At 38.8% G+C, this 23,469-nt stretch carries 24 protein-coding genes; 12 read left to right on the forward strand and 12 right to left on the reverse strand.

All coding sequences use genetic code 11. The annotated features are described in order from the left end of the window. Window position 1: 1 nt before the first annotated feature. From AB2B50_RS03060 to AB2B50_RS03075, 4 genes are all read left to right on the forward strand, one after another. Window positions 2-802, forward strand: coding sequence for a dihydroorotate dehydrogenase electron transfer subunit (locus AB2B50_RS03060; RefSeq protein ID WP_320692395.1), 801 nt, complete (start codon window positions 2-4; stop codon window positions 800-802). Further along, on the forward strand, window positions 765-1,751 hold the full coding sequence (locus AB2B50_RS03065) for a dihydroorotate dehydrogenase (protein ID WP_320692513.1): 987 nt from the start codon (window positions 765-767) through the stop codon (window positions 1,749-1,751). Before AB2B50_RS03060 ends, AB2B50_RS03065 begins: the two co-directional genes overlap by 38 nt. A 65-nt stretch (window positions 1,752-1,816) precedes the next feature. Next, entirely contained in the window at window positions 1,817-2,728 is a 912-nt protein-coding gene (locus tag AB2B50_RS03070) for a bifunctional riboflavin kinase/FAD synthetase (protein ID WP_320692396.1), read from the forward strand. A 174-nt stretch (window positions 2,729-2,902) separates the two neighbouring features. Beyond that, window positions 2,903-3,871 (forward strand): hypothetical protein, encoded by a 969-nt coding sequence (locus AB2B50_RS03075; RefSeq protein ID WP_320692397.1) that lies wholly within the window; start codon window positions 2,903-2,905, stop codon window positions 3,869-3,871. A gap of 230 nt (window positions 3,872-4,101) precedes the next feature. Here the strand turns inward: AB2B50_RS03075 and AB2B50_RS03080 are convergent, their stop codons facing one another. The 4 genes from AB2B50_RS03080 to nrdH all read right to left on the reverse strand — a co-directional run bounded on the left by AB2B50_RS03080 (window position 4,102) and on the right by nrdH (window position 8,584). Next, window positions 4,102-4,869 carry a DeoR/GlpR family DNA-binding transcription regulator gene (locus AB2B50_RS03080; RefSeq protein WP_000917594.1) on the reverse strand — a complete coding sequence of 256 codons (768 nt, stop codon included), beginning with the start codon at window positions 4,867-4,869 and terminating at the stop codon, window positions 4,102-4,104. A 127-nt stretch (window positions 4,870-4,996) separates the two neighbouring features. Next, window positions 4,997-5,959: a class 1b ribonucleoside-diphosphate reductase subunit beta gene (gene nrdF, locus AB2B50_RS03085; protein WP_049526102.1), complete on the reverse strand. Its 963-nt coding sequence runs from the start codon at window positions 5,957-5,959 to the stop codon at window positions 4,997-4,999. A 178-nt stretch (window positions 5,960-6,137) separates the two neighbouring features. Continuing rightward, window positions 6,138-8,297 (reverse strand): class 1b ribonucleoside-diphosphate reductase subunit alpha, encoded by a 2,160-nt coding sequence (gene nrdE, locus AB2B50_RS03090; protein ID WP_320692398.1) that lies wholly within the window; start codon window positions 8,295-8,297, stop codon window positions 6,138-6,140. Between the two features lie 68 nt (window positions 8,298-8,365). Next, window positions 8,366-8,584 carry a glutaredoxin-like protein NrdH gene (gene nrdH, locus AB2B50_RS03095; protein WP_000259242.1) on the reverse strand — a complete coding sequence of 73 codons (219 nt, stop codon included), beginning with the start codon at window positions 8,582-8,584 and terminating at the stop codon, window positions 8,366-8,368. 363 nt (window positions 8,585-8,947) lie between these two features. Here nrdH and AB2B50_RS03100 point away from each other — a divergent pair, with 363 nt between their 5' ends. The 3 genes from AB2B50_RS03100 (at window position 8,948) to udk (ending at window position 11,712) form a co-directional block, all read left to right on the forward strand. After that, on the forward strand, window positions 8,948-9,211 hold the full coding sequence (locus AB2B50_RS03100) for a phosphocarrier protein HPr (RefSeq protein WP_000146952.1): 264 nt from the start codon (window positions 8,948-8,950) through the stop codon (window positions 9,209-9,211). A 4-nt stretch (window positions 9,212-9,215) separates the two neighbouring features. Next, window positions 9,216-10,949 (forward strand): phosphoenolpyruvate--protein phosphotransferase, encoded by a 1,734-nt coding sequence (gene ptsP / locus AB2B50_RS03105; protein ID WP_025171271.1) that lies wholly within the window; start codon window positions 9,216-9,218, stop codon window positions 10,947-10,949. A gap of 124 nt (window positions 10,950-11,073) precedes the next feature. After that, entirely contained in the window at window positions 11,074-11,712 is a 639-nt protein-coding gene (gene udk / locus AB2B50_RS03110; RefSeq protein WP_007555045.1) for a uridine kinase, read from the forward strand. A 198-nt stretch (window positions 11,713-11,910) separates the two neighbouring features. Here udk and AB2B50_RS03115 read toward each other — a convergent pair whose 3' ends face one another. The 3 genes from AB2B50_RS03115 to AB2B50_RS03125 are packed head-to-tail and all read right to left on the reverse strand — an operon-like array spanning window position 11,911 to window position 13,710. Then, window positions 11,911-12,474, reverse strand: a complete 564-nt coding sequence (locus AB2B50_RS03115) for an ECF transporter S component (protein ID WP_320692399.1) — start codon at window positions 12,472-12,474, stop codon at window positions 11,911-11,913. Further along, window positions 12,458-13,009, reverse strand: coding sequence for a phosphopantothenoylcysteine decarboxylase (gene coaC, locus AB2B50_RS03120; protein WP_320692400.1), 552 nt, complete (start codon window positions 13,007-13,009; stop codon window positions 12,458-12,460). Before coaC ends, AB2B50_RS03115 begins: the two co-directional genes overlap by 17 nt. 11 nt (window positions 13,010-13,020) lie before the next feature. Then, window positions 13,021-13,710 carry a phosphopantothenate--cysteine ligase gene (locus AB2B50_RS03125; protein WP_320692401.1) on the reverse strand — a complete coding sequence of 230 codons (690 nt, stop codon included), beginning with the start codon at window positions 13,708-13,710 and terminating at the stop codon, window positions 13,021-13,023. A 232-nt stretch (window positions 13,711-13,942) separates the two neighbouring features. Here AB2B50_RS03125 and AB2B50_RS03130 point away from each other — a divergent pair, with 232 nt between their 5' ends. Next, window positions 13,943-15,613 carry a formate--tetrahydrofolate ligase gene (locus AB2B50_RS03130; protein WP_320692402.1) on the forward strand — a complete coding sequence of 557 codons (1,671 nt, stop codon included), beginning with the start codon at window positions 13,943-13,945 and terminating at the stop codon, window positions 15,611-15,613. Window positions 15,614-15,706: 93 nt separating this feature from the next. Here the strand turns inward: AB2B50_RS03130 and lysS are convergent, their stop codons facing one another. The 5 genes from lysS to AB2B50_RS03155 all read right to left on the reverse strand — a co-directional run bounded on the left by lysS (window position 15,707) and on the right by AB2B50_RS03155 (window position 20,192). Continuing rightward, entirely contained in the window at window positions 15,707-17,197 is a 1,491-nt protein-coding gene (lysS, locus tag AB2B50_RS03135; protein WP_320692403.1) for a lysine--tRNA ligase, read from the reverse strand. Window positions 17,198-17,337: 140 nt separating this feature from the next. Further along, window positions 17,338-17,958 (reverse strand): histidine phosphatase family protein, encoded by a 621-nt coding sequence (locus AB2B50_RS03140; RefSeq protein WP_320692404.1) that lies wholly within the window; start codon window positions 17,956-17,958, stop codon window positions 17,338-17,340. Then, entirely contained in the window at window positions 17,958-18,440 is a 483-nt protein-coding gene (locus AB2B50_RS03145) for an aminoacyl-tRNA deacylase (RefSeq protein ID WP_001085923.1), read from the reverse strand. Before AB2B50_RS03145 ends, AB2B50_RS03140 begins: the two co-directional genes overlap by 1 nt. Next, on the reverse strand, window positions 18,440-19,282 hold the full coding sequence (locus AB2B50_RS03150) for a DUF368 domain-containing protein (protein ID WP_000954130.1): 843 nt from the start codon (window positions 19,280-19,282) through the stop codon (window positions 18,440-18,442). Before AB2B50_RS03150 ends, AB2B50_RS03145 begins: the two co-directional genes overlap by 1 nt. Window positions 19,283-19,391: 109 nt before the next feature. Then, on the reverse strand, window positions 19,392-20,192 hold the full coding sequence (locus tag AB2B50_RS03155) for a glycoside hydrolase family 25 protein (protein WP_320692405.1): 801 nt from the start codon (window positions 20,190-20,192) through the stop codon (window positions 19,392-19,394). Window positions 20,193-20,348: 156 nt separating this feature from the next. Here AB2B50_RS03155 and glmU point away from each other — a divergent pair, with 156 nt between their 5' ends. Genes glmU through AB2B50_RS03175 form a run of 4 tightly spaced genes read left to right on the forward strand, consistent with a single transcriptional unit; the run spans window position 20,349 to window position 23,311 of the window. Further along, window positions 20,349-21,728 (forward strand): bifunctional UDP-N-acetylglucosamine diphosphorylase/glucosamine-1-phosphate N-acetyltransferase GlmU, encoded by a 1,380-nt coding sequence (gene glmU / locus AB2B50_RS03160; RefSeq protein WP_320692406.1) that lies wholly within the window; start codon window positions 20,349-20,351, stop codon window positions 21,726-21,728. 9 nt (window positions 21,729-21,737) lie between these two features. Beyond that, on the forward strand, window positions 21,738-22,301 hold the full coding sequence (locus AB2B50_RS03165; protein WP_070460396.1) for an NUDIX hydrolase: 564 nt from the start codon (window positions 21,738-21,740) through the stop codon (window positions 22,299-22,301). Next, window positions 22,294-22,605, forward strand: coding sequence for a cell wall synthase accessory phosphoprotein MacP (gene macP, locus AB2B50_RS03170; protein ID WP_060955683.1), 312 nt, complete (start codon window positions 22,294-22,296; stop codon window positions 22,603-22,605). Before AB2B50_RS03165 ends, macP begins: the two co-directional genes overlap by 8 nt. A 10-nt stretch (window positions 22,606-22,615) precedes the next feature. Further along, window positions 22,616-23,311, forward strand: coding sequence for a 5'-methylthioadenosine/adenosylhomocysteine nucleosidase (locus AB2B50_RS03175; RefSeq protein WP_070460397.1), 696 nt, complete (start codon window positions 22,616-22,618; stop codon window positions 23,309-23,311). Window positions 23,312-23,469 lie beyond the last annotated feature (158 nt).

Raw genomic sequence — 23,469 nt, forward strand, 5'->3', positions numbered from 1 at the left:
TATGAATCCAAATTGTAAAAAACGCATGGGTGCTATTCGTTTAGAAAACATGAAAGTGATTGAGCAAGAGGAAATCGCACCAGCGATCTTTGAACTAGTTCTCGAAGGAGAAATGGTTGAAGCTATGAAAGCTGGACAATTTCTTCATTTACGTGTGCCCGATGATGCCCATCTCTTGCGTCGTCCGATTTCAATCTCGTCTATAGATAAGGCTAAAAAACAATGCCATCTTATTTATCGTATCGAAGGTTCTGGTACGGCAATTTTTTCAACCTTAAAAACAGGTGATAGCTTAGATGTTATGGGACCTCAAGGAAATGGCTTTGACTTATCTGATTTAGATAAGCAGAGTCATGTTCTCCTAGTCGGTGGAGGAATTGGTGTGCCTCCTTTACTTGAAGTAGCTAAACAATTAGATGAACGTGGTGTAGATGTTACAACAGTTCTAGGATTTGCTACTAAAGATGCAGTTATTTTGGAAGATGAATTATCCAAATACAGCAAAGTCTTTGTAACGACTGATGATGGGTCTTATGGTATTAAAGGAAATATTTCTGTAGTGATTAACGAATGTGACACTGAATTCGATGCAATTTACTCATGCGGAGCACCTGGTATGATGAAATACATCAATCAAACATTTTACGACCATCCAAGAGCTTATCTATCTCTTGAATCCCGTATGGCCTGTGGCATGGGAGCTTGCTACGCTTGCGTATTGAAAGTACCAGATAGTGAAACAGTTAGTCAACGTGTGTGTGAAGATGGCCCTGTATTTAAAACAGGAACAGTTGTTTTATAAGGAGAGTGTCATGACTACAAATCGATTACAAGTTTCTCTACCAGGTTTAGAATTAAAGAATCCCATCATTCCTGCTTCAGGCTGTTTTGGATTCGGTCAAGAATATGCCAAATACTATGATTTGGATCTCTTGGGCTCTATCATGATTAAGGCTACTACACTTGAACCCAGGTTTGGAAATCCAACTCCACGAGTGGCAGAAACACCAGCAGGTATGTTAAACGCCATTGGTTTACAAAATCCTGGTTTAGAAGTCGTTCTCTCTGAAAAATTACCTTGGCTTCAAAGAGAATATCCAAATCTCCCTATAATCGCAAATGTTGCTGGCTTTTCAAAACAAGAATACGCGGGCGTATCTCATGGAATTTCTAAGGTAACTAACGTGAAAGCTATTGAGCTCAATATCTCTTGTCCTAACGTTGATCATGGGAATCATGGACTTTTAATTGGACAAGATCCTGAGTTGGCCTATGATGTGGTGAAGGCTGCCGTAGAAGCATCAGAAGTGCCCGTTTACGTCAAATTGACTCCAAGTGTTACTGACATTGTAACCATTGCTAAGGCTGCAGAAGATGCTGGAGCTAGTGGACTCACCATGATCAATACCCTTGTAGGGATGCGTTTTGATCTCAAAACTAGAAAGCCGATTATTGCAAATGGGACAGGTGGCATGTCTGGACCTGCAGTCTTTCCTGTAGCTCTTAAACTAATCCGTCAAGTAGCTCAAACAACTAAGCTTCCAATCATTGGTATGGGAGGAGTGGATTCTGCTGAAACTGCCTTAGAAATGTATCTGGCTGGTGCATCAGCTATCGGAGTCGGTACAGCAAACTTTACCAATCCATATGCTTGTCCAGATATTATCGAAAATCTACCAAAAGTCATGGATAAGTACGGGATCGAAAGTCTAGAAATGTTGCGAAATGAAGTCAGAGAAAGTTTGATCTAAGTTTTATATGCTGAATTCAGTCTAAATTGTTTTGAAAGCGCCATTTTTTTGGTATAATAAATACTATGATTATTACAGTACCTATTAAAACAGAAAAAGATATTGCAACACCAGGACCAAACGTCCTTGTACTTGGTTATTTTGATGGAGTTCATCTTGGACATCAAAAATTATTTGAAATAGCTTCTAACATTGCTGCTGAAAAGCGCCAGGGAGTAGCTCTAGTAACTTTTAATGAATCACCAAAACTAACTCTGAATCAATATTCACCTGAACACTTATTGCATATTTTGAATGCTAGTGAACGTGAGCGTCGATTGAAGAGAGCTGGAGTTGAGAGCTTGTATTTGATGGATTTCACTAGTCGAGTAGCAAATATGACTGCCCAAGAATTCATTGATACCTACGTCAAGGAAGCAAAGGCAGATACGATTGTAGTCGGTTTTGACTACACTCTTGGTTCAGATAGAAAAACAGCTGAAGATTTAAAAGAACTTTTCCATGGAGAAGTAGTTATTGTTCCACCAGTTGAGGACGAAAAGGGGAAAATTAGTTCAACGCGCATTCGTCAAGCCATCTTAGAGGGTGATGTGAAAGAAGCTAGAAAACTTCTCGGTGCGCCACTACCAACTAGAGGTGTAGTGGTTCATGGCAATGCTCGTGGTCGAACTATTGGCTTTCCTACAGCCAATCTAGTCAATTTGGATCGGACTTATATGCCGGCTGATGGTGTCTATGCTGTTGATGTTGAAATTCAGAGAAAAGTCTATCGTGGAATGGCTAGTCTAGGCAAAAATGTGACCTTTGATGGTGAAGAAGAGCGCTTTGAAGTTCATATCTTTGATTTTTCTGACGATATCTATGGCGAAACTGTCATCGTTTCCTGGTTGGACCGTATCCGTGATATGGTAAAATTTGATAGCGTTGATCAATTGGTTAAGCAACTTAAGCAAGATGAACAGATGGCAAGAAAATAGAATTTGAAATAATAGGAGAGTTTGAGATTATCTCAAGTTCTTTTTTTGAAATATCATATATTATTTTTGATAAGCGCTTTCTTTCCTTATTTAATAGCATTTGTATTAAAGATTATTATTGAAATTTATAGGAATTTTTTCTATAATTTAATCATAAAACTAAAGGAGATTATGATGTTTAAAGAAAAAAGAAATAAAGGCTTTATTTCAGGGCTTATTCTTTCACTAGTTTTCTTTGCTTTTTCTGCAGGAACTGTCTTCATGTGGAATCATCATCAACATCCAATGGATCCATTTTCAGACGACACACGGTCAGGTAAAGAAGTTACTATGACTGTCTATGATATCTATCCAGAAGTGGTTGGAGAAGTTGAAGGTGGAAGTGTTTTATATCTTGTGCAATATAGCAATGATGGTGATGGTAAATTTGCAGTTGTAGAGGCTAAAGAAAATGATAAAGAGATTCAAAAACTTATGGATCAAGCTGCAACTGAAACACTTATAGATAATCCAGCTACTCTAGTAGGTACACAGTTACAACCTCTAAGTAAAAATGTTAACAACAAATCTCGAAATAATAGAATTGTAGATTTGTCTGGCTTTCTTGACTCTATACTTGAACCTGATTCAAGTGTTGCATTGAACATGAACTCAAGTGTCTATCTTAGTTTGACTGAACACTCAAAAGATGGCTGGTGGCATATCATAAGTGCTGCAATTTTTGGAGGAATTGGCCTAGTCACATTAGTGAGTGCCTTTCTTCTTCGTAAAAAATCTATCGCAGCTTTTGAAGAGCTTTATCAAGCCTATCCAGAATTGCAAGGAAACGTTGAAAATATGGCTGGTTTAGCAGAATTTTATGATGAAAATCTAAAAGTAATTCTCTATAAAAACCACCTCATCACCTACTATAAAGGAACGCAAGCTTTAGACCTAAGAGATGTTGAGCAACTTTATCTAGTTGAAACGAGAATTAACCGTTCCCTAATCACAAATAAAGTCTATCAGTTCTGCTATATTCGTAAGAATGCTAAGAAGAAACAAGACATGACCTTGAAAAGAACTAAAACAGTTCAAGAACAACTGGAAGAACTTTGGGATATAATTTCAGATAAATTCCCAGAAATTCATATAGGAGTTTAATAGCAAAGCATCGAATTTTCGATGCTTTTTATGTTTATATCAATTAGCTATTATCGTTATAATTTTGATAGATTTTAGAGATAATTTCTTAATGGATTGTGCGGTGTTTTCATTATAAAACTTGTATGTAATCTATATCTTTATTTCTTTCACCAAGGAAATTATTGATTGCAAAAAAACTAGCCATGGAATTAGTAGTAGCTACTAAATTCTATGACTAGTTGTAGAGTTTAAGGTTTTGACTTGATAATTTTAGTTTGTTTAGACAGTGATTGGAGTGTTTGGTCACTTAATTTTGAATCAGTGATAATGGTGTCGATATCTGAGATATTGTAAAATGTGAAGAAATCAAATTTATCAAATTTGCTATGGTCAGCTAGGAGATATTTTTTATTGGCGTTTTCTAGTGCTAATTTCTGTGCTTCACCTTCGTCTTCACTAAAGGTAGCGATAGCATGATCCTTGATACCATTACAACTAACGAAGGCTTTTGAAAATTGCAAACTAGCGATATCTTGAAGGGTTAAAGTACCTACAAATGCTCCAGTAATTGAACGATAATTACCACCGATTAGAATGAGATCAGTTAGCTTACGCTCGTTTAGAATGAGAAATACAGGCAAACTATTGGTAACAACACGAATGTTATCGATAGGAAGTTCACGCGCAAAGAATTCTAATGTGGTACCTGGACCAATGAAAATAGTTTCTCTTTCTTCAACTAAGTGACCTGCAAAGCGAGCAATTTCTTGTTTTTCTGCTGTTTGTAGCCCTTGTTTTTCAACGTTAGAACGCTCATTATTTAATAAGGAACCTGTTCGAAGTTTTTCAGCTCCTCCATGAACTCGAACCAGCAAATCCTTATCCGCTAACTCTTGTAAATATCGTCTAGCTGTCATATCGGAAATATCAAGGCGATTCATAATCTCTTTAACAGTGATAGTTCCTTTTGTATTAACAATTTCTAAAATAGTATCTAATTTTTCTTGCTTCAGCATTGAACCACCCCCAAATCTAATATTATTTTATCATATTTTAAACAGCTAAGCAACTTAAAGAAAACAAAAATAAACAAAAAAAAACATCTAGTTTGTAAATAAACTTAGATGTTTTTTAGGTTAGGTATTAATTTAGTCCATAGTTATAGTCATCATCCTGCATAGCTTCAACTTCGCCAAGTAGATAACCATTACCAACTTGAGAGAAGAAGTCGTGGTTTGATGTACCGGTTGAAATCCCGTTCATAACGATCGGGTTGACATCGTCCGCTGAGTCAGGGAAGAGAGGATCTTGCCCCAAGTTCATAAGAGCCTTATTTGCATTGTAGCGAAGGAAGGTTTTAACCTCTTCAGTCCATCCGACTTCGTCATAGAGGCTCTCTGTGTAGCCTTCTTCATTCTCATAAAGAGTATAGAGAAGGTCGTACATCCATTCTTTGAGTTTTTCTTGCTCATCTTCTGGCAATTCATTGAAACCAAGTTGGAATTTGTAGCCGATGTAGGTTCCATGAACTGACTCATCACGAATGATCAACTTGATAATTTCTGCTACGTTGGCCAACTTGTTGTTTCCAAGATAGTAGAGTGGTGTAAAGAAACCAGAGTAGAAAAGGAAGGTTTCAAGGAAAACACTAGCTACTTTCTTTTCAAGAGGAGTTCCGTTTAGGTATATTTCATTGATAATCTCAGCTTTTTTCTGAAGATATGGATTAGTGTTGGTCCATTCGAAAATTTCTTCAATTTCAGACTTGGTATTCAAGGTAGAAAAGATAGAAGAGTAAGATTTGGCATGGACAGATTCCATAAATTGGATATTGTTAAAAACAGCTTCCTCGTGAGGCGTACGAATATCAGCACGAAGGGCTTGAACACCAGTTTCTGATTGCATGGTATCAAGAAGGGTCAAACCTCCAAAAACTTTACCAACAAGGTCTTTTTCCTTGTTAGAAAGCTTTCTCCAGTCGTCTAGGTCATTTGACAAAGGGATACGCGTATCAAGCCAGAACTGCTCAGTCAGCTTTTCCCAGGTTGATTTGTCAATGACATCTTCGATGGCATTCCAGTTAATGGCTTTGTAGTAAGTTTTCATTTGAAATCTCTTTCTGTGTGTAGTAATGCGATAACATAATCATTCTTATTTTATCATAATTCTATGCTATAATCGAACAAAAAGTCGGTAGCCCGACTTTTATGTTCTTACATGATTCTATCAGCAAAATACGTTTCGTTTAATGGATTAAGTAAATGTAATTTTTTTGAGAGTTGAATTAAATCACACAGCTCTCGCATTGGTTAGCACCGACTTCTCCACCATCATCTGTAAAGGTACGGACGTAGTAGATAGACTTGATACCTTTGTTGAAGGCATAGTTACGAAGGATAGACAAGTCACGTGTCGTTTGTTTGTTTTCTTTCTTCCATTCGTAAAGGCCTGTTGGGATATCACTACGCATGAAGAGTGTGAGTGAAAGTCCTTGGTCCACGTGCTCAGTCGCAGCAGCATAAACGTCAATGACTTTACGCATATCCATGTCATAAGCAGAAGTGTAGTAAGGAATTGTTTCTGTTGACAAACCAGCAGCAGGATAGTAGATCTTACCAATTTTCTTCTCTTGACGTTCTTCGATACGTTGCGTAATTGGGTGAATAGAAGCAGAAACATCGTTGATGTAGCTGATAGAACCATTTGGTGCTACAGCAAGGCGGTTTTGGTGGTAAAGTCCATCTGCTTTAACTTTATCACGGAGTTCAGACCAGTCAGCAGCAGTAGGAATAAAGATATCTTTGAAGAGTTCTTTAACACGGTCTGATTTTGGAACAAACTCACCACTTGTGTACTTATCAAAGTAGCTTCCGTTTGCGTAGTCTGATTTTTCAAAGTTGTGGAAGGTAACACCACGTTCACGTGCGATATTGTTTGACTCAACCAAGGTCCAGTAGTTCATAAGCATAAAGTAGATGCTTGTGAATTCAACAGACTCAGGTGATCCGTATTCGATCAATTGTTGAGCAAGATAGCTGTGAAGTCCCATAGCTCCAAGACCGAAGGTATGAGCTTGACTATTTCCGTGGTCGATAGTAGGAACAGCGACGATGTGTGAACTATCTGTAACGAAGGTCAAGGCACGTACCATTGCACGGATAGAGCGACCAAAGTCAGGTGAAGTCATCATGTTGACCACGTTAGTTGAACCAAGGTTACATGAAACATCTGTCCCCATTTTTAGGAATTCTTGAGCATCGTTGATAAGACTTGGTTCTTGGACTTGAAGAATCTCTGAACACAAGTTACTCATGATGATCTTACCATCGACTGGATTTGCACGGTTAGCAGTATCGATGTTGACTACATAAGGATAGCCAGATTCTTGTTGCAATTTAGAAATCTCAGTTTCCAAATCACGCGCCTTGATTTTTGTCTTACGAATGTTTGGATTTGCAACCAATTCATCGTATTTTTCAGTGATGTCGATATAGTTGAAAGGTACGCCATACTCTTTTTCTACAGAATATGGGCTAAATAGGTACATTTCTTCATTTTTACGTGCTAATTCGTAGAATTTATCTGGTACAACAACACCAAGTGAAAGGGTCTTGACACGCACTTTTTCATCAGCATTTTCCTTCTTGGTTGAAAGGAAGGCGATGATATCTGGGTGAAAGACATTGAGGTAAACAACCCCAGCACCTTGACGTTGCCCCAATTGGTTTGAGTAAGAGAAGCTGTCTTCGAAAAGCTTCATAACTGGTACGACACCAGAAGCAGCACCCTCATATCCTTTGATAGGAGCTCCAGCTTCACGAAGATTGCTGAGGGAAATTCCCACACCACCACCGATACGTGAAAGTTGAAGAGCAGAGTTGATAGAACGTCCGATAGAATTCATATCATCTGTTACCTGGATCAAGAAGCAAGATACCAACTCACCACGACGAGCACGACCTGCATTCAAGAAAGAAGGAGTAGCAGGTTGATAACGTTGGTGAATGATTTCATTAGCAATATCAATAGCAATCGCTTCATCACCATCCGCGAAGTAAAGGGCATTAAAGAAGACACGGTCTTCCATGCTCTCAAGATAGTACTCCCCGTCATTAGTTTTCAAAGCATACTGATTATAGAATTTATAGGCAGCCATGAAAGACTTAAATTGGAAGTTCTGATCCTTGATAAATTGGTGTAGTTCTTCCAAAAATTCTGGACGGTATTTCTTGATAAATGCTGTCTCAATGTAGTTATGCTCAATGAGGAAATTAATTTTATCCGTTATTGAGTCAAAAACCATTGTGTTAGGTACAACATTTTCTTTAAAGAAGGCTTCTAAAGCTTCCTTGTCTTTGTGAAGCATGATTTGTCCATTCACAGGACGGTTAATTTCATTATTAAGACGGAAGTAAGTCACATCTTCAAGTTGTTTTAATCCCATAAAAAATCCTTTATCTAATTACAAAAGAAAGGCTTCTAAGGTAGACATAGAAGCTTTTGTCCTGATTCTTAAGCAAGTTGTTTGAGTTTACCTGGTTGGAAACCAGAGAAAACTTCTGTTGGTGTCTGAATAATAGGAGCAGCACTAAAGCCAAGCTCTTTTACTTGATCAATGTATTCAGGTTGTTCATCAAGATTGATTTCTTTATATTCAACATTATTACTGTCTAAGAAACGTTTCGTCATTTTACATTGGACACAGTTGTTTTTAGAATATACGGTTACCATTTCTGTAACTCCTCTTTAAAAATTTATTACTTTCTTAGTATATCAGAAAAAAAAACTTTGTCAACTTTCTAAAACTAAATCTTGTGTACTTATTTTACTGATTTTACTAACAAACACAATATATAGTGTAGTATTGAGAAACAACGACAGAAAAATCAATGATTTCATTATAGACAACTTAACAAAAACTACATACTGTGTTTTGCTAAATTTAATAGAAGATTTTCAGCAAGTTATCTGAAAGGAAATTGAAGAAAGTCCATAAAATACTTGAAAAATATCAATGAAGGTGATATAATACTAAATTGTAAGGGTTATCAGATATGTAACTCAACAAGAAAACTATTAAAGGAGAGTCAAACTATGGCTTCTAAAGATTTCCACGTAGTGGCAGAAACAGGTATTCACGCACGTCCAGCAACATTGTTGGTACAAACTGCTAGCAAATTTGCTTCAGATATCACTCTTGAGTACAAAGGTAAATCAGTTAACCTTAAATCTATCATGGGTGTAATGAGCCTTGGTGTTGGTCAAGGTGCTGACGTTACAATCACTGCTGAAGGTGCAGACGCTGATGACGCTATCGCTGCAATCTCAGAAACAATGGAAAAAGAAGGATTGGCATAAGGAAATGACAGAAATGCTTAAAGGAATCGCAGCATCTGACGGTGTTGCAGTTGCAAAAGCATATCTACTCGTTCAACCGGATTTATCATTCGAGACTGTTACAGTCGAAGATACAAATGCAGAAGAGGCTCGTTTGGATGTTGCTCTTGAAGCTTCTCAAAACGAGCTTTCTCTTATCCGCGAGAAGGCTGTAGGTACGCTTGGTGAAGAAGCGGCACAAGTATTTGACGCCCACTTGATGGTTCTTGCTGACCCTGAATTGATCGGTCAAATCAAAGAAACTATCCGTGCTAAGAAAGTGAATGCAGAAGCAGGTCTGAAAGAAGTTACAGACATGTTTATCACAATCTTTGAAGGCATGGAAGACAACCCATACATGCAAGAACGTGCAGCGGATATCCGTGACGTAACAAAACGTGTATTGGCTAACCTCCTTGGTAAAAAATTGCCAAACCCAGCTTCTATCAATGAAGAAGTAATCGTGATTGCTCACGACTTGACTCCATCTGATACAGCTCAATTGGACAAAAACTTTGTTAAAGCTTTTGTAACAAACATTGGTGGTCGTACAAGTCACTCAGCTATCATGGCTCGTACACTTGAAATCGCTGCAGTTTTGGGTACAAACAATATCACTGAAATCGTTAAAGATGGTGACCTACTTGCCGTTAATGGTATTACAGGTGAAGTGATTATCAACCCTACTGAAGAACAAGCGGCTGAATTTAAAGCAGCTGGTGAAGCTTACGCTCAACAAAAAGCTGAGTGGGCACTCTTGAAGGATGCTCAAACTGTTACTGCTGATGGCAAACACTTCGAATTGGCAGCAAACATTGGTACTCCAAAAGATGTTGAAGGTGTTAATGACAACGGTGCAGAAGCTGTAGGTCTTTACCGTACAGAGTTCTTGTACATGGATTCTCAAGACTTCCCAACTGAAGACGAGCAGTACGAAGCATACAAGGCTGTTCTTGAAGGAATGAACGGTAAACCAGTTGTTGTCCGTACAATGGATATCGGTGGTGACAAGGAACTTCCTTACTTCGATATGCCACATGAAATGAACCCATTCCTTGGATTCCGTGCTCTTCGTATCTCTATCTCTGAAACAGGAGATGCAATGTTCCGCACTCAAATCCGTGCTCTTCTTCGTGCTTCTGTACACGGTCAATTGCGTATCATGTTCCCGATGGTTGCGCTTTTGAAAGAATTCCGTGCAGCTAAAGCAGTCTTCGATGAAGAAAAAGCTAACCTTCTTGCTGAAGGTGTTGCAGTTGCGGATGACATCCAAGTTGGTATCATGATCGAAATTCCTGCAGCAGCTATGCTTGCAGACCAATTTGCAAAAGAAGTTGACTTCTTCTCAATTGGTACAAACGACTTGATCCAATACACAATGGCGGCAGACCGTATGAACGAACAAGTTTCATACCTTTACCAACCATACAACCCATCAATCCTTCGTTTGATCAATAACGTTATCAAAGCAGCTCACGCTGAAGGTAAATGGGCTGGTATGTGTGGTGAAATGGCTGGTGACCAAACAGCTGTTCCACTTCTTGTCGGAATGGGCTTGGATGAGTTCTCTATGTCAGCAACATCTGTACTTCGTACACGTAGCTTGATGAAGAAACTCGACACTGCTAAAATGCAAGAATACGCTAACCGTGCTCTTACTGAATGTTCAACAATGGAAGAAGTGCTTGAACTTTCTAAAGAATACGTTAACTTCGATTAATCAATTACAAATCCTTGTAGCTTCTAGCTATGAGGATTTTTTCTTCTATTTTGAAGAAAACTCCTTCTGTAAAATTTATCAAAAATATGGTAAAATAGACAAGGGAAAATACAAGGAGGCTACAATGCAAAATAGACCAATCATTATCGGAGTAACAGGGGGATCTGGAGGAGGAAAGACAAGCGTATCTAAAGCAATCTTGTCACATTTTCCAAATGAAAAAATCTCTATGATTGAGCATGATTCCTACTATAAAGATCAATCTCATCTAACCTTTGAAGAGCGTATTAAGACCAACTATGACCATCCTTTTGCTTTTGATACTGATTTGATGATTGAGCAAATCAAAGAGTTGTTGGCAGGTCGTCCAGTTGATATTCCTACCTATGATTATGCTGCCCATACCAGAAGTTCTAAAACTTATCGTCAAGAACCTCAGGATGTCTTTATCGTAGAAGGAATCTTGGTTTTGGAGGACAAACGCCTTCGTGATTTGATGGATATCAAGATTTTCGTAGATACAGATGATGATGTTCGTATCATTCGCCGTATTAAACGTGATATGGAAGAGCGTGGTCGTAGCCTGGATAGCGTTATTGACCAGTATCTTGGTGTGGTAAAACCCATGTATCATCAATTTATTGAGCCAACAAAGCGTTATGCAGATATCGTTATTCCAGAAGGAGTAACCAATACTGTAGCTATTGATTTGCTAACAACAAAGATTGAAAAGATTTTAGAAGAAGCACGTCTAGCCCAATAATAAGTAGATAAAAGGTTATGGGAAAGTAGTTATTTTTCCAAGATTGAAGCCTTTTCCAATACCAGTGAGTCTTTACAATCATGCTTTTAGATAGAAAAAATCTTCTTTCAAAGGATTTTCTAAGTCTTTAAGATCCACTAAATGCTGGAGCAGAGTTTCAGTGCAAATAAAAATCGAGGCCGGGATTTTCCCGACCTCTTATTTTTTGATTTTTTCAAGTCTCGGAACAATAACTAGGGTCAGTATTGCTGAGATTATGAGTTCTGCAATAGAATTTGTTGAGATAACAGTAGCTAATAGTTTTTGGATATTTCCGTCAAAAACATTTCCAAAGAGGAAGAAGATTCCGCCTAGTACAAATACAGTATTTGTGAGGGAACCGAGTGCTCCAGCGAAGATAAGCCCCGCCTTGTTTCTGAGGAGTTTGTAGACAAAGTATGGAGTTAAACCGATAAGGACGCGTGGTACAATCGCAATAACTAGGGAGTAGATGTTACCGTTTGGTACAAAAGGAGAGAAGAGGTAGCTGGTTGGGAGAATTGTGATCGTATTGACTGTCAAGCTAATCATCCCCATCAAGAAACCTAAGATTGCACCAATTCGTGGCCCGTAGATGATACTAGCAATGATGACTGGAATATGGACAATGGTCGGTTTAATTGGAAATGGCAAGACATTAAAGACAATAGAACTCAGCAGATGAATGACGATCATGCTGGCAAAAAAGATAGCAATGGGAGCAATATTAGAGCGTTTGTTCATGAAGTTTTTCCTTTATCTGTTGTAAAATAGTATCAAAATCAGCAAGAGCACCACGTCCTACATCGCCACAGGCCAGTAGGGACTCTTTTGGAGCAATAATTGTATAACCATAATTTTCCAAAGTATTTAGGTTTGTTTGAGTTGCTGGATGGTCATACATTTTGGTATTCATAGCAGGTGCTACTAGTTTTGGAACATAGTTTGGCAAGGCAAGAGCTGTAGCAGTTACCATATTATCAGCCAAACCGTGCGCGACTTTCGCAATCGTATTAGCGGTCGCAGGGGCAAGGATAAACAAGTCTGTTTCTTTTCCTAGCTCGATATGATTGACTTTATCAGGATAAGGTTCCTGCATAAGATCGAGATGTACGGTATTTTGAGATAAGACTTGAAGGGTTAAAGGTTGGATAAAGGCAGTCGCAGCCTGGGTCATAAGTACAGTAACAGAATGTCCCTGTTTCTTCAAGTTACTAACCAAATCAGCAGCCTTGTAAGAGGCGATAGAGCCTGTCACAGCGAGTGTAATACGAGCCATAACTTTCCTTTCTAACAGTCAAATCCTTGAATTCTTTCGACTAATAAGTCGGCGATTTCTTGTTTGCTAGCAGCAATCTGATAATCTTTTTCCTCTACTAGATAAGCCAGGTGTTGATCAACATTAATCTGAGTGAGGTCATTAGCTACAATCAAGTCAGCTTGATTCTTTTCAAGACTTTCTCTAGCGATTTGAATCAAATCTTCCTTGGTAACATCGACAAGCAGTTTAAAGCCGATGAGATGGATACTTGGGTTCCATTCTTTAACAAGAGAAATGATTTTGGGATTTTTCTTGAGAAATAGGACTTGCACCTCATCCTTAGAGGAAATCTTTGTTTCCATATTTTTCTTATGCAAAAACTCACTTAAATCTTGGCTTGCTTGGACTTGATCAAGACCGGTCATGTATACAGGACTATAGTCAGAGACTGCCATGGAATGAATCAAAACTTGATAATCAGGAACAATCCGTTGCATCTCTTGAAGTAAATCGGAAGTGTTTTTGATTTCAATGATGGACAAATTTGAGTGTGGTGCTGGTTTTAATGCTTGTTTTGTCGTAACCAGACAAACCTGATGCCCAGCCTTTAGTAAAGTCTCAGTTATCACTTTACCAAGTCTACCAGTAGAGTGGTTGGTAATGGAGCGAACTCGATCAATGGCTTCGCTTGTACCACCAGATGTAACTAAAATTTTCATAGAACTATTGTACAAAAAAATGAACAGTAAGTAAAATGAAAGCGATAAAATATTATGTGAAATCTAAGCTTTCAACTATAGTTAAAACCTATAAAGGCATATAAAAATTTAAAAAGAAGCCAAGAAAGTCTGAAGTGTTGTGATATTTACGAACGTTAACAAGCTTTATGACTGTTAAAAATCTTATTTTATGATATAATGAATTAATACATTTGAGGTAGAGGAGTTTTGAATGAAAACAGATATTGAAATTGCACAAAGTATCGAATTGAAACCAATCGTTGATGTTGTCGAGAAACTTGGCATCTCTTACGATGATTTGGAATTATACGGAAAATACAAGGCTAAGCTTAGTTTTGATAAAATTCGTGCAGTCGAGAGCAATCCAGTCGGTAAATTGATCCTGGTTACAGCTATCAATCCAACACCTGCTGGTGAAGGAAAATCAACTATCACTATCGGACTTGCTGATGCTCTGAATAAGATTGGTAAGAAAACTATGATTGCTATCCGCGAACCTTCTCTTGGGCCTGTCATGGGGATTAAAGGTGGAGCTGCAGGTGGTGGTTATGCTCAAGTATTGCCGATGGAAGACATCAACCTTCACTTTACTGGAGATATGCATGCTATTACAACTGCAAATAATGCTCTTTCTGCCTTGATTGACAATCATTTGCACCAAGGAAATGAGCTAGGAATCGACCAACGTCGTATTCTCTGGAAACGCGTAGTGGACTTGAATGATCGTGCTCTTCGTCACGTGACAGTTGGACTTGGTGGTCCTCTTAATGGTATTCCACGTGAAGATGGTTTTGACATCACTGTGGCTTCAGAAATCATGGCTATCCTTTGCTTGGCAACTGATATTGAAGATTTAAAACGTCGTTTAGCTAATATCGTTATCGGCTACCGTTATGACCGTACACCTGTTTCAGTTGGTGATTTACAGGTTGAAGGTGCCTTGGCATTGATTTTGAAAGATGCTATCAAACCAAACTTGGTTCAAACAATCTATGGTACACCTGCCTTTGTGCATGGTGGCCCATTTGCCAATATTGCTCACGGATGTAACTCAGTTTTGGCTACAACTACAGCCCTTCACTTGGCTGATTACACAGTGACAGAAGCAGGTTTTGGTGCAGACCTTGGTGCTGAGAAATTCCTTGATATCAAAACTCCAAACTTGCCAACTGCGCCAGATGCAGTAGTTATCGTTGCAACCCTTCGTGCTCTTAAGATGAATGGTGGGGTTGCTAAGGATGCATTGACAGAAGAGAATGTAGAAGCAGTTCGTGCAGGATTTGCAAACTTGAAACGTCACGTTGAGAATATCCGTAAGTTCGGTATTCCAGCAGTTGTTGCTATTAATGAGTTCGTATCTGATACAGAAGCTGAAATCGCAGCTTTGAAAGAACTTTGTGCTTCAATCGATGTTCCAGTTGAATTGGCTAGCGTATGGGCTGATGGAGCAGAAGGAGGAGTGGCTTTGGCTGAAACTCTCGTCAAAACAATTGACGAAAACCCAGCTAACTATACACGTCTCTATGATAACGAACTTTCTGTACAAGAAAAGATTGAAAAGATTGTCACTGAAATCTATCGTGGAAGCAAAGTAAACTTCGAGAAGAAAGCTCAAACTCAAATCGCACAAATCGTACAAAACGGTTGGGACAAATTGCCAATCTGTATGGCTAAAACTCAATATAGTTTCTCAGATAATCCAAATGCTCTTGGTGCACCTGAAAACTTTGAAATTACTATTCGTGAATTGGTACCAAAATTGGGGGCAGGCTTTATCGTTGCACTTACTGGTGACGTTATGACCATGCCTGGTCTTCCAAAAAGACCTGCTGCCCTCAACATGGATGTTGAAAGTGATGGTACAGTTCTTGGATTATTCTAATTGAACAATATAAAGACAAGCTCAACATTGAGTTTGTCTTTTTGTTATTATTAAAAAATCTCCTAGATAGAGATAACTAGGAGATTTGAGTTTTTATTTCATAGTTGGGAAAAGAAGTACATCACGGATAGTTGTAGTATCAGTGAGTAGCATGCAGAGACGGTCAATACCGATTCCCAAACCACCTGTTGGCGGCATACCGTATTCAAGGGCTTCGATGTAGTCGTAGTCAATGCCAGTCGCTTCGTCGTCACCCAATTCTTTTGCTTTGGCTTGAGCTTCGAAACGGCTAAGCTGGTCGATTGGGTCATTGAGCTCAGTAAAGGCATTACCATATTCTTTAGTCATGATGAAGAGCTCGAAACGGTCTGTGAAGCGATCATCTTCAGGATTTTTCTTAGCAAGTGGAGATACAGCTACTGGGTGACCATAAACAAAAGTAGGCTGAATCAAAGTTTCTTCAACAAATTCTTCAAAGAAGGCATTGATGATATGACCAACTTCAGTGTAGTGTTTTTCAACTGGAACTTTCTTTTCAGCTGCGATTGCTTTAGCTTCTTCGAAAGTCATATCTTTCCAGAAATCAACACCTGTAATTTCCTTGATTGCATCAACCATATGTACACGTTTAAATGGTTCATTAATCTTGATTTCAGTTCCTTGATAAATAACTGGACCGTCGCCTTTAACAGCTTTAGCAGCGTGTTGAATAATGCCTTCAGTCAAGTCCATGATATCGTGGAAGTCTGCATAAGCTTGGTAAACTTCGATAGAAGTAAACTCAGGGTTATGTGTAGCATCCATTCCTTCGTTACGGAAGATACGACCAATCTCATAAACACGCTCCATACCACCAACGATAAGACGTTTCAAGTGAAGCTCAGTCGCGATACGAAGCACCATGTCAATGTTTTGAGCATTGTGATGAGTGATGAATGGGCGAGCAGCAGCACCACCAGCTTCGTTGTGAAGAACTGGTGTTTCAACTTCAAGGAAGCCTTTTTGGTCTAGGTAACGACGGATTTCAGAGATGATTTTTGAACGAGTAACAAAACGTTCGAAGCTTTCGCGGTTAGAAATCAAGTCAAGGTAACGTTTACGATAGATTGTTTCAACGTCTGTTAAACCGTGGAATTTCTCTGGAAGTGGACGAAGAGCCTTAGACAAGTGTGTAATGTGAGTCGCCTTGATAGAGAGTTCTCCCATATCCGTACGCATCACTTCACCTTCAACACCAAGGAAGTCACCAAGGTCAGCTTTCTTAAAGATTTCGTAGTTTTCTTCACCAACAGCGTCTTTACGAACGTAGATTTGAATTTGGCCTTCGCGGTCTTGAAGGTGGGCAAATCCAACTTTACCTTTACCACGCTTTGTTACCAAACGTCCAGCGATAGTAGCAGTCTCGTTTAAATCGTGTAGTTGTTCTTTGTCAAGGTTAGCATATTTATCTTTTAATTCTTGTGAGTTAGCAGTGCGTTCAAAGCGTTTACCGAATGGATCGATTCCTTGTTCGCGGAGCGCAGCCATTTTTTCACGGCGAACGATCTGCTGGTCATTTAGTTCTTCCATATGTTCTGTTGACATGGTTTCCTCCTAGTTTTTACTCAATTCTTGATACGATGAGTCTTTTTTACGATACTCCCATTTTATCATAAAAGTCAAATAAATTCACGGATATTCTACAAAATCTAAAAAGAACTTAACAGTGATTGTTAAGTTCAGTTCTAATTCTGATAAGAAGTGTCGTTCCAGACTAAGAGGTTAAAGTTTTTAAAGTCTTCCGTTTCGACAATAGTCACACTGGCATTTGCTAGACCACCATCTTTTCTAAGTAGTGGAGTATCATAGCCTAAAAGAGTTCGAATACTGGCTGTGAGATTGGCCCCGTGACCGACAATCATGACATGTTCAAAAGGTTTGGACTCTAATGATTTGATAAATTGAATGGTTCGTTGAGTTGTTTGATAGACAGACTCTGCTCCAAACATAGTCGAATCAAACTTAGCTAGATTGCTACGGAGAGCATTCATTTGCTCGGGATAGATGGCTTCTAAGGTTGCAAATTTTGCACCTTCAAGTTTTCCAAGTTGCCTTTCTCTTAGTGAGGGGATTTCTTCTAATGGACAGCTGTCTTTCAGTTGACTTTGGATAATTTGAGCAGAAGTTTTAGCCCGAGGAAGATCACTAGAATAAATCACATCAAATGAAGTTTCCTGAAGATACTGACCTAGTTTTTTTAAGGTCTCAATGGATTCATCTAAGAGTGGAGAGTCACCACTCGCTCCTTGAAAACGTCCCTCCAGATTCCAAAGTGTTTTACCGTGACGAATAAAATAGAATTTCATTAGTTACTTGCCTCCAAGATATCTGCAAATTCAGCTTTAACAAAGGATGCTAGATCTTGAGGATTGATAATGATACTATGACCAACCTCCCCTGCGGAAACAATCATTTCATTCAGTTGAAGAGCAGTTTGGTCGATAAAGATAGGATAGTTATGTTTTTGACGGATTCCAACTGGATTATTGGCACCGTGGATATAGCCTGTTGTTTTTTCTAGGTCTTTTTGTGGAATCATGCTGACTTTCTTATTACCAGAAATCTTAGCCAGTTTCTTTTCAGAAAGATGTTCAGTGATAGGCACGATTCCAATAATTGGTCCAGTCTTATCTCCCAGAAGTGCTAGAGTCTTGAAAATCTGACTCTTTTCATAACCTTGAGGCATTTCACCTTCCAAAGCATTAATTTGAATACCTGTATGGTTTATTCCTGCCTTGGTTAAAATTTGTTGAACCAAGGTTTTCTTGACTTTTACTTTTTTTGCCATTATTTATACTTATCCTCCAATTGACTCATCCAGATTCCCAACCAAATCCCTAGGGCAAAGAAGAAAGCAATCAGTACATATGAAACTAGTGACAAACCACTGTAACTAATACTTTCAGCATTTCCAGCGTTTGGAATAAGGATCAAGAGTGTACTTGATAATACGATTCCAATGATAAAATGATACACACGTGAGTGATAAAGGCGAAGAGCATAGTCCATGAATTTAGAGAAAATAATCAGAGTGATAAGAAGCCCAATTCCAATTGGTAAGAAGGTTCCAAACAAATCAAAAGTCTTGAACCCTGTTAACATAGGGCCATAAAGGCCAAGAATCAAGAGAAGATTGGAAGGACTAAGCCCAGGAACCAAAATCCCAAGAGCCAATAAACAACCAGCTAGTGTAAAGTTTAGGAAGCTTGCAGATAGAGAACCAACTACAAAATTCAAGGCATAGAGGGCGATACCTGAGATGATGAAGGTTGCCCAAAACCATATGTGGTCAACCTTGTCTCTATCAGAGTCACGAGTTGATTCTTTGACAAGACTTGGGATAGTACCAATGATAGCTCCAGCAAAACTCCACAATACATACACTTGATAATTCTCTAAAAGATACTCGATTGGATAGGAGAAAAGTCCGATACCTAGAAGCATTCCAATGCCGACAGGAAGGAAAAAGAGCACATCTTCTTTTAAATTCTTAAAAGGATGGGCAAGAAATCGAATCATTCTCTCATAAATTCCCAAGATAGCAGCCAGAACGCCACCAGAAATCCCTGGTAGAATGAAACCTAGGGCGATTACAATTCCCTTAATAATTTTTGATAACCATGATAACATAGAGGTCCTCCGAGATTTATATACTATATAGATAAAAAAGTGATTTAATACTGAAAAATAAAGAAAAGCAAGCAGAAAGCAATGTCTGACTTGCTTATTGTGATAGTGATTAAGGATTTAAAAACAATTTTCTAAAGGTTTCTTCCTTGCTCTTTGATGAAGAAATAAGGTTCAAATCGAGGTGATGTTCAAATCCGCCAAGATTTCCATGTGAAGTGTATTGGTGTAGGTCATAGCTAAGATCTGTTTTTGGAGCATTCTCATAGTAACCTGAGTTGGTTCCATAGGAAGGTATCCAGATTGCTGAGTAATTATCAACGCTGATACTATGTTCCTCCATAAAGTAAACACCAACATAGATACCGATATTTTTTGCACCCAATGAAGCTAATTTAGCACGAAAGGCCTCAACACCCTGGTTCATGTCAGACATAGTCTTTTCTTCAACATCCAACCAATAGTAGCTTGGGTTGTAAGGTGAAGCAGCGTTATAAAAGGCTTCAGCAGCTTTTTCCATTTCTTCGACATTTTTTCCAGCTACATAGGCATAAACAGCGACTGGAACATTTCGTTTTTGGAATTCAGTGATATGTTCTTTATAAGCCTTATCAACCCCATTTTTGAATGCAGCGTCATTTTCAACAGAAACTTGAGCTCCACTATGAACCCGAACGATCGCACCTGAAATATTTTGAGTTAAGGTATCATAATTAATCTCTGATGGTCTTTGCCAGCCAGAAACATCAATAATCGGCTTGTTGATATTATGTAAAGCTTGAGTTTCTACTTGAACTGGATTTTGCTTTGTTTTGACTGGATGGTCTTCGAACTTGGGTCTATTGATGATTAAAATACCCACGAGAGTAGCTAATACAGTAAAAATAAAAACAGGATTTATTTTCTTTCTCATACTTTTATAGTGTATCGTAAATGGTGAAAAAAATCAAAAAAAAATACTCGAAATCATCTAGAGAATGCGATGTTTTAAAGCATTTGCCCTCTTTTGTGTTTGAAAAAGTAAATTTATGATATAATATAAGGGAATTTCTATAGAAAAGAGAAAAATATGGCAAATTATGCAGTTATTTTAGCAGCGGGTAAAGGTACTCGTATGAAATCAGATCTACCAAAAGTCATGCACAAGGTTGCAGGAATTTCAATGCTTGAGCATGTTTTTCGTAGTGTAGGGGCCATCAATCCTGAAAAAACAGTAACGGTTGTGGGTCATAAGGCAGAACTTGTGGAGCAAGTTTTAGCTGGTCAAACTGATTTTGTAAGACAGTCTGAGCAATTAGGAACTGGTCATGCGGTTATGATGGCTGAGCCAATTCTTGAAGGACTTTCTGGACAAACATTGGTTATTGCTGGTGATACACCACTCATTACTGGTGAAAGTCTAAAGAACTTGATTGATTTCCACGTTAATCACAAGAACGTAGCTACAATTCTTACTGCAGAAGCTGAAGATCCGTTTGGTTATGGTCGTATTGTTCGTAACGAGAATGCTGAAGTGCTTCGTATCGTGGAGCAAAAGGATGCGACTGATTTTGAAAAACAAATCAAGGAGATCAATACAGGAACCTATGTCTTTGATAATGCTCGTCTCTTTGAAGCACTTAAGAATATCAATACCAATAACGCTCAAGGCGAATACTACATCACTGATGTTATCGGCATTTTCCGTGAAGCAGGGAAAAAAGTTGGTGCCTATACTCTGAAAGACTTTGATGAAAGTCTCGGAGTTAATGACCGTGTTGCCCTTGCGACAGCTGAAAGCATTATGCGTCGCCGTATTAACCAAGCGCATATGGTCAATGGGGTTAGTTTTGTGAATCCTGAAGCTACTTACATTGACATTGATGTTGAAATCGCTCCAGAAGTTCAAATCGAAGCAAATGTAACCCTCAAAGGTTCTAGTAAGATTGGTACAGGAACTGTTTTGACCAACGGAACTTATATCGTTGATAGTAGTATCGGAGCAGGAGCAGTGATTACCAATTCAATGATTGAGGAAAGCTCAGTTGCTGATGGCGTTACAGTTGGTCCTTATGCTCATATCCGTCCAGGATCAAGCCTTGCAAAAGATGTGCACATTGGAAACTTTGTTGAAGTCAAAGGTTCAAGCATCGGTGAAAATACAAAAGCTGGTCATTTAACTTATATTGGTAACTGTGAGGTTGGTAGTGATGTCAACTTCGGTGCAGGAACGATCACTGTAAATTACGATGGTCAACACAAATTTAAAACAACCATTGGAAACAATGTTTTCGTTGGATCTAATTCAACTATCATTGCTCCAGTAGAACTTGGAGATAACTCTCTTGTTGGAGCAGGTTCAACCATTACTAAGGATGTCCCAGCTGATGCCATTGCTATTGGACGAGGTCGTCAAGTCAATAAGGATGAATATGCAACTCGCCTCCCTCATCATCCTAATAATAAATAGGAGCTAACGATGGAATTCGAAGAAAAGACTATAAGTCGTAAAGAAATCTATAAAGGACCGATCTTCCAATTGGTTCAAGACCAGGTTGAACTACCTTCTGGCAAAGGTAGAGCGCAACGTGATTTGATTTTCCACAATGGAGCAGTTTGTGTCCTTGCAGTCACTCCAGAAAATAAGATTGTCCTTGTTAAACAATATCGCAAGGCGATTGAAAAAGTTTCTTATGAAATTCCTGCAGGTAAACTTGAAATCGGGGAGAATGCAGAACCAGAAGCAGCAGCCCTTCGTGAATTAGAGGAAGAGGCAGCTTATACTGGAAAATTAAGCCTTCTCTATGATTTTTACTCAGCGATTGGATTTTGTAACGAGCGCTTAAAACTTTACTTGGCAAGCGATTTGACAAAAGTTGAAAATCCTCGTCCTCAGGATGAAGATGAGACTTTGGAGTTGCTTGAAGTCAGTCTTGACCAAGCTAAAGCATTGATCCAGTCTGGAGATATTTGTGATGCCAAGACCATCATGGCTATCCAGTACTGGGAATTACAAAAAAATAGTGGAGGAACCCATGGGTAAACCTTTATTAACAGATGAAATGATTGAACGTGCCAATCGAGGAGAGGACATCTCGGGTCCTCCCTTGCTAGATGATGAGGAAACTAAGATTTTACCGACTTCTTCTCAAAATTTTGGCTATTCACGAACCAGAGATCATGGTTTTAGCCAGGATACACTGACCATCGAAGTTGAACCTTCTATTCACAAAAGTCGTCGGATTGAAAATACTAAGAGAAATGTCTTTAATTCTAAATTAAACAAGATTCTATTTGCAGTTATTTTTCTCTTGATTTTGTTAATTCTAGCAATGAGATTTATTTAAGGGGTCTATCATGAAAATTGGAATTATAGCAGCTATGCCAGAAGAGCTAGTTTACTTGATTCAACACTTGGACGATGCCAGCGAAGAAAAGGTTCTGGGAAACAGCTATCATACTGGTAAGATTGGTTCTGCCGAGCTTGTACTTGTAGAGAGTGGAATCGGAAAAGTCATGTCTGCGATGAGTGTCGCTATCTTAGCGGATCACTTTCAGGTGGATGCAGTGATTAATACTGGATCTGCTGGTGCAGTGGCAAATGGGATTGCAGTAGGCGATGTAGTGATTGCAGACAAGCTTGCCTATCACGATGTTGATGTGACTGCCTTTGGCTATGATTACGGTCAAATGGCTCAACAGCCTCTCTATTTTGAATCAGACAAAAAGTTTATCAGTTTGATTCAAGAGAGTTTGTCTAAACTGGAACAAACTTGGCATTTAGGTTTGATTGCGACAGGAGACAGTTTTGTTGCTGGAGAAGATAAAATCAAAGCGATAAAAGAGCACTTCCCTCAAGTTCTTGCTGTAGAGATGGAAGGGGCAGCTATTGCTCAAGCAGCTCACGCTTTGAACCTACCTTTCTTAGTCGTTCGTGCCATGAGTGACAATGCCAACCATGAAGCATCCGTTTCCTTTGATGAATTTATCGTAGAAGCAGGACGTCGTTCTGCCCAAGCCCTAATGACGCTTTTGCAGTCTATAAAGGATTAATAGAATAATTACTGAGAGTGGGACAGAAATCGGTAATTCGTTAGAATTCGATTTCGTCGTCCCACCTCCGCACAGTTGAGTAGGGGTGTAAAAGCTGATGAAATCAGCGTAGTAGAGCCCACTCAACCACTGCGTCTTGCTCGACAATCAAAAGAGAA

The organism is Streptococcus fermentans (genome assembly GCF_040888305.1).
GTDB lineage: Bacteria > Bacillota > Bacilli > Lactobacillales > Streptococcaceae > Streptococcus > Streptococcus fermentans.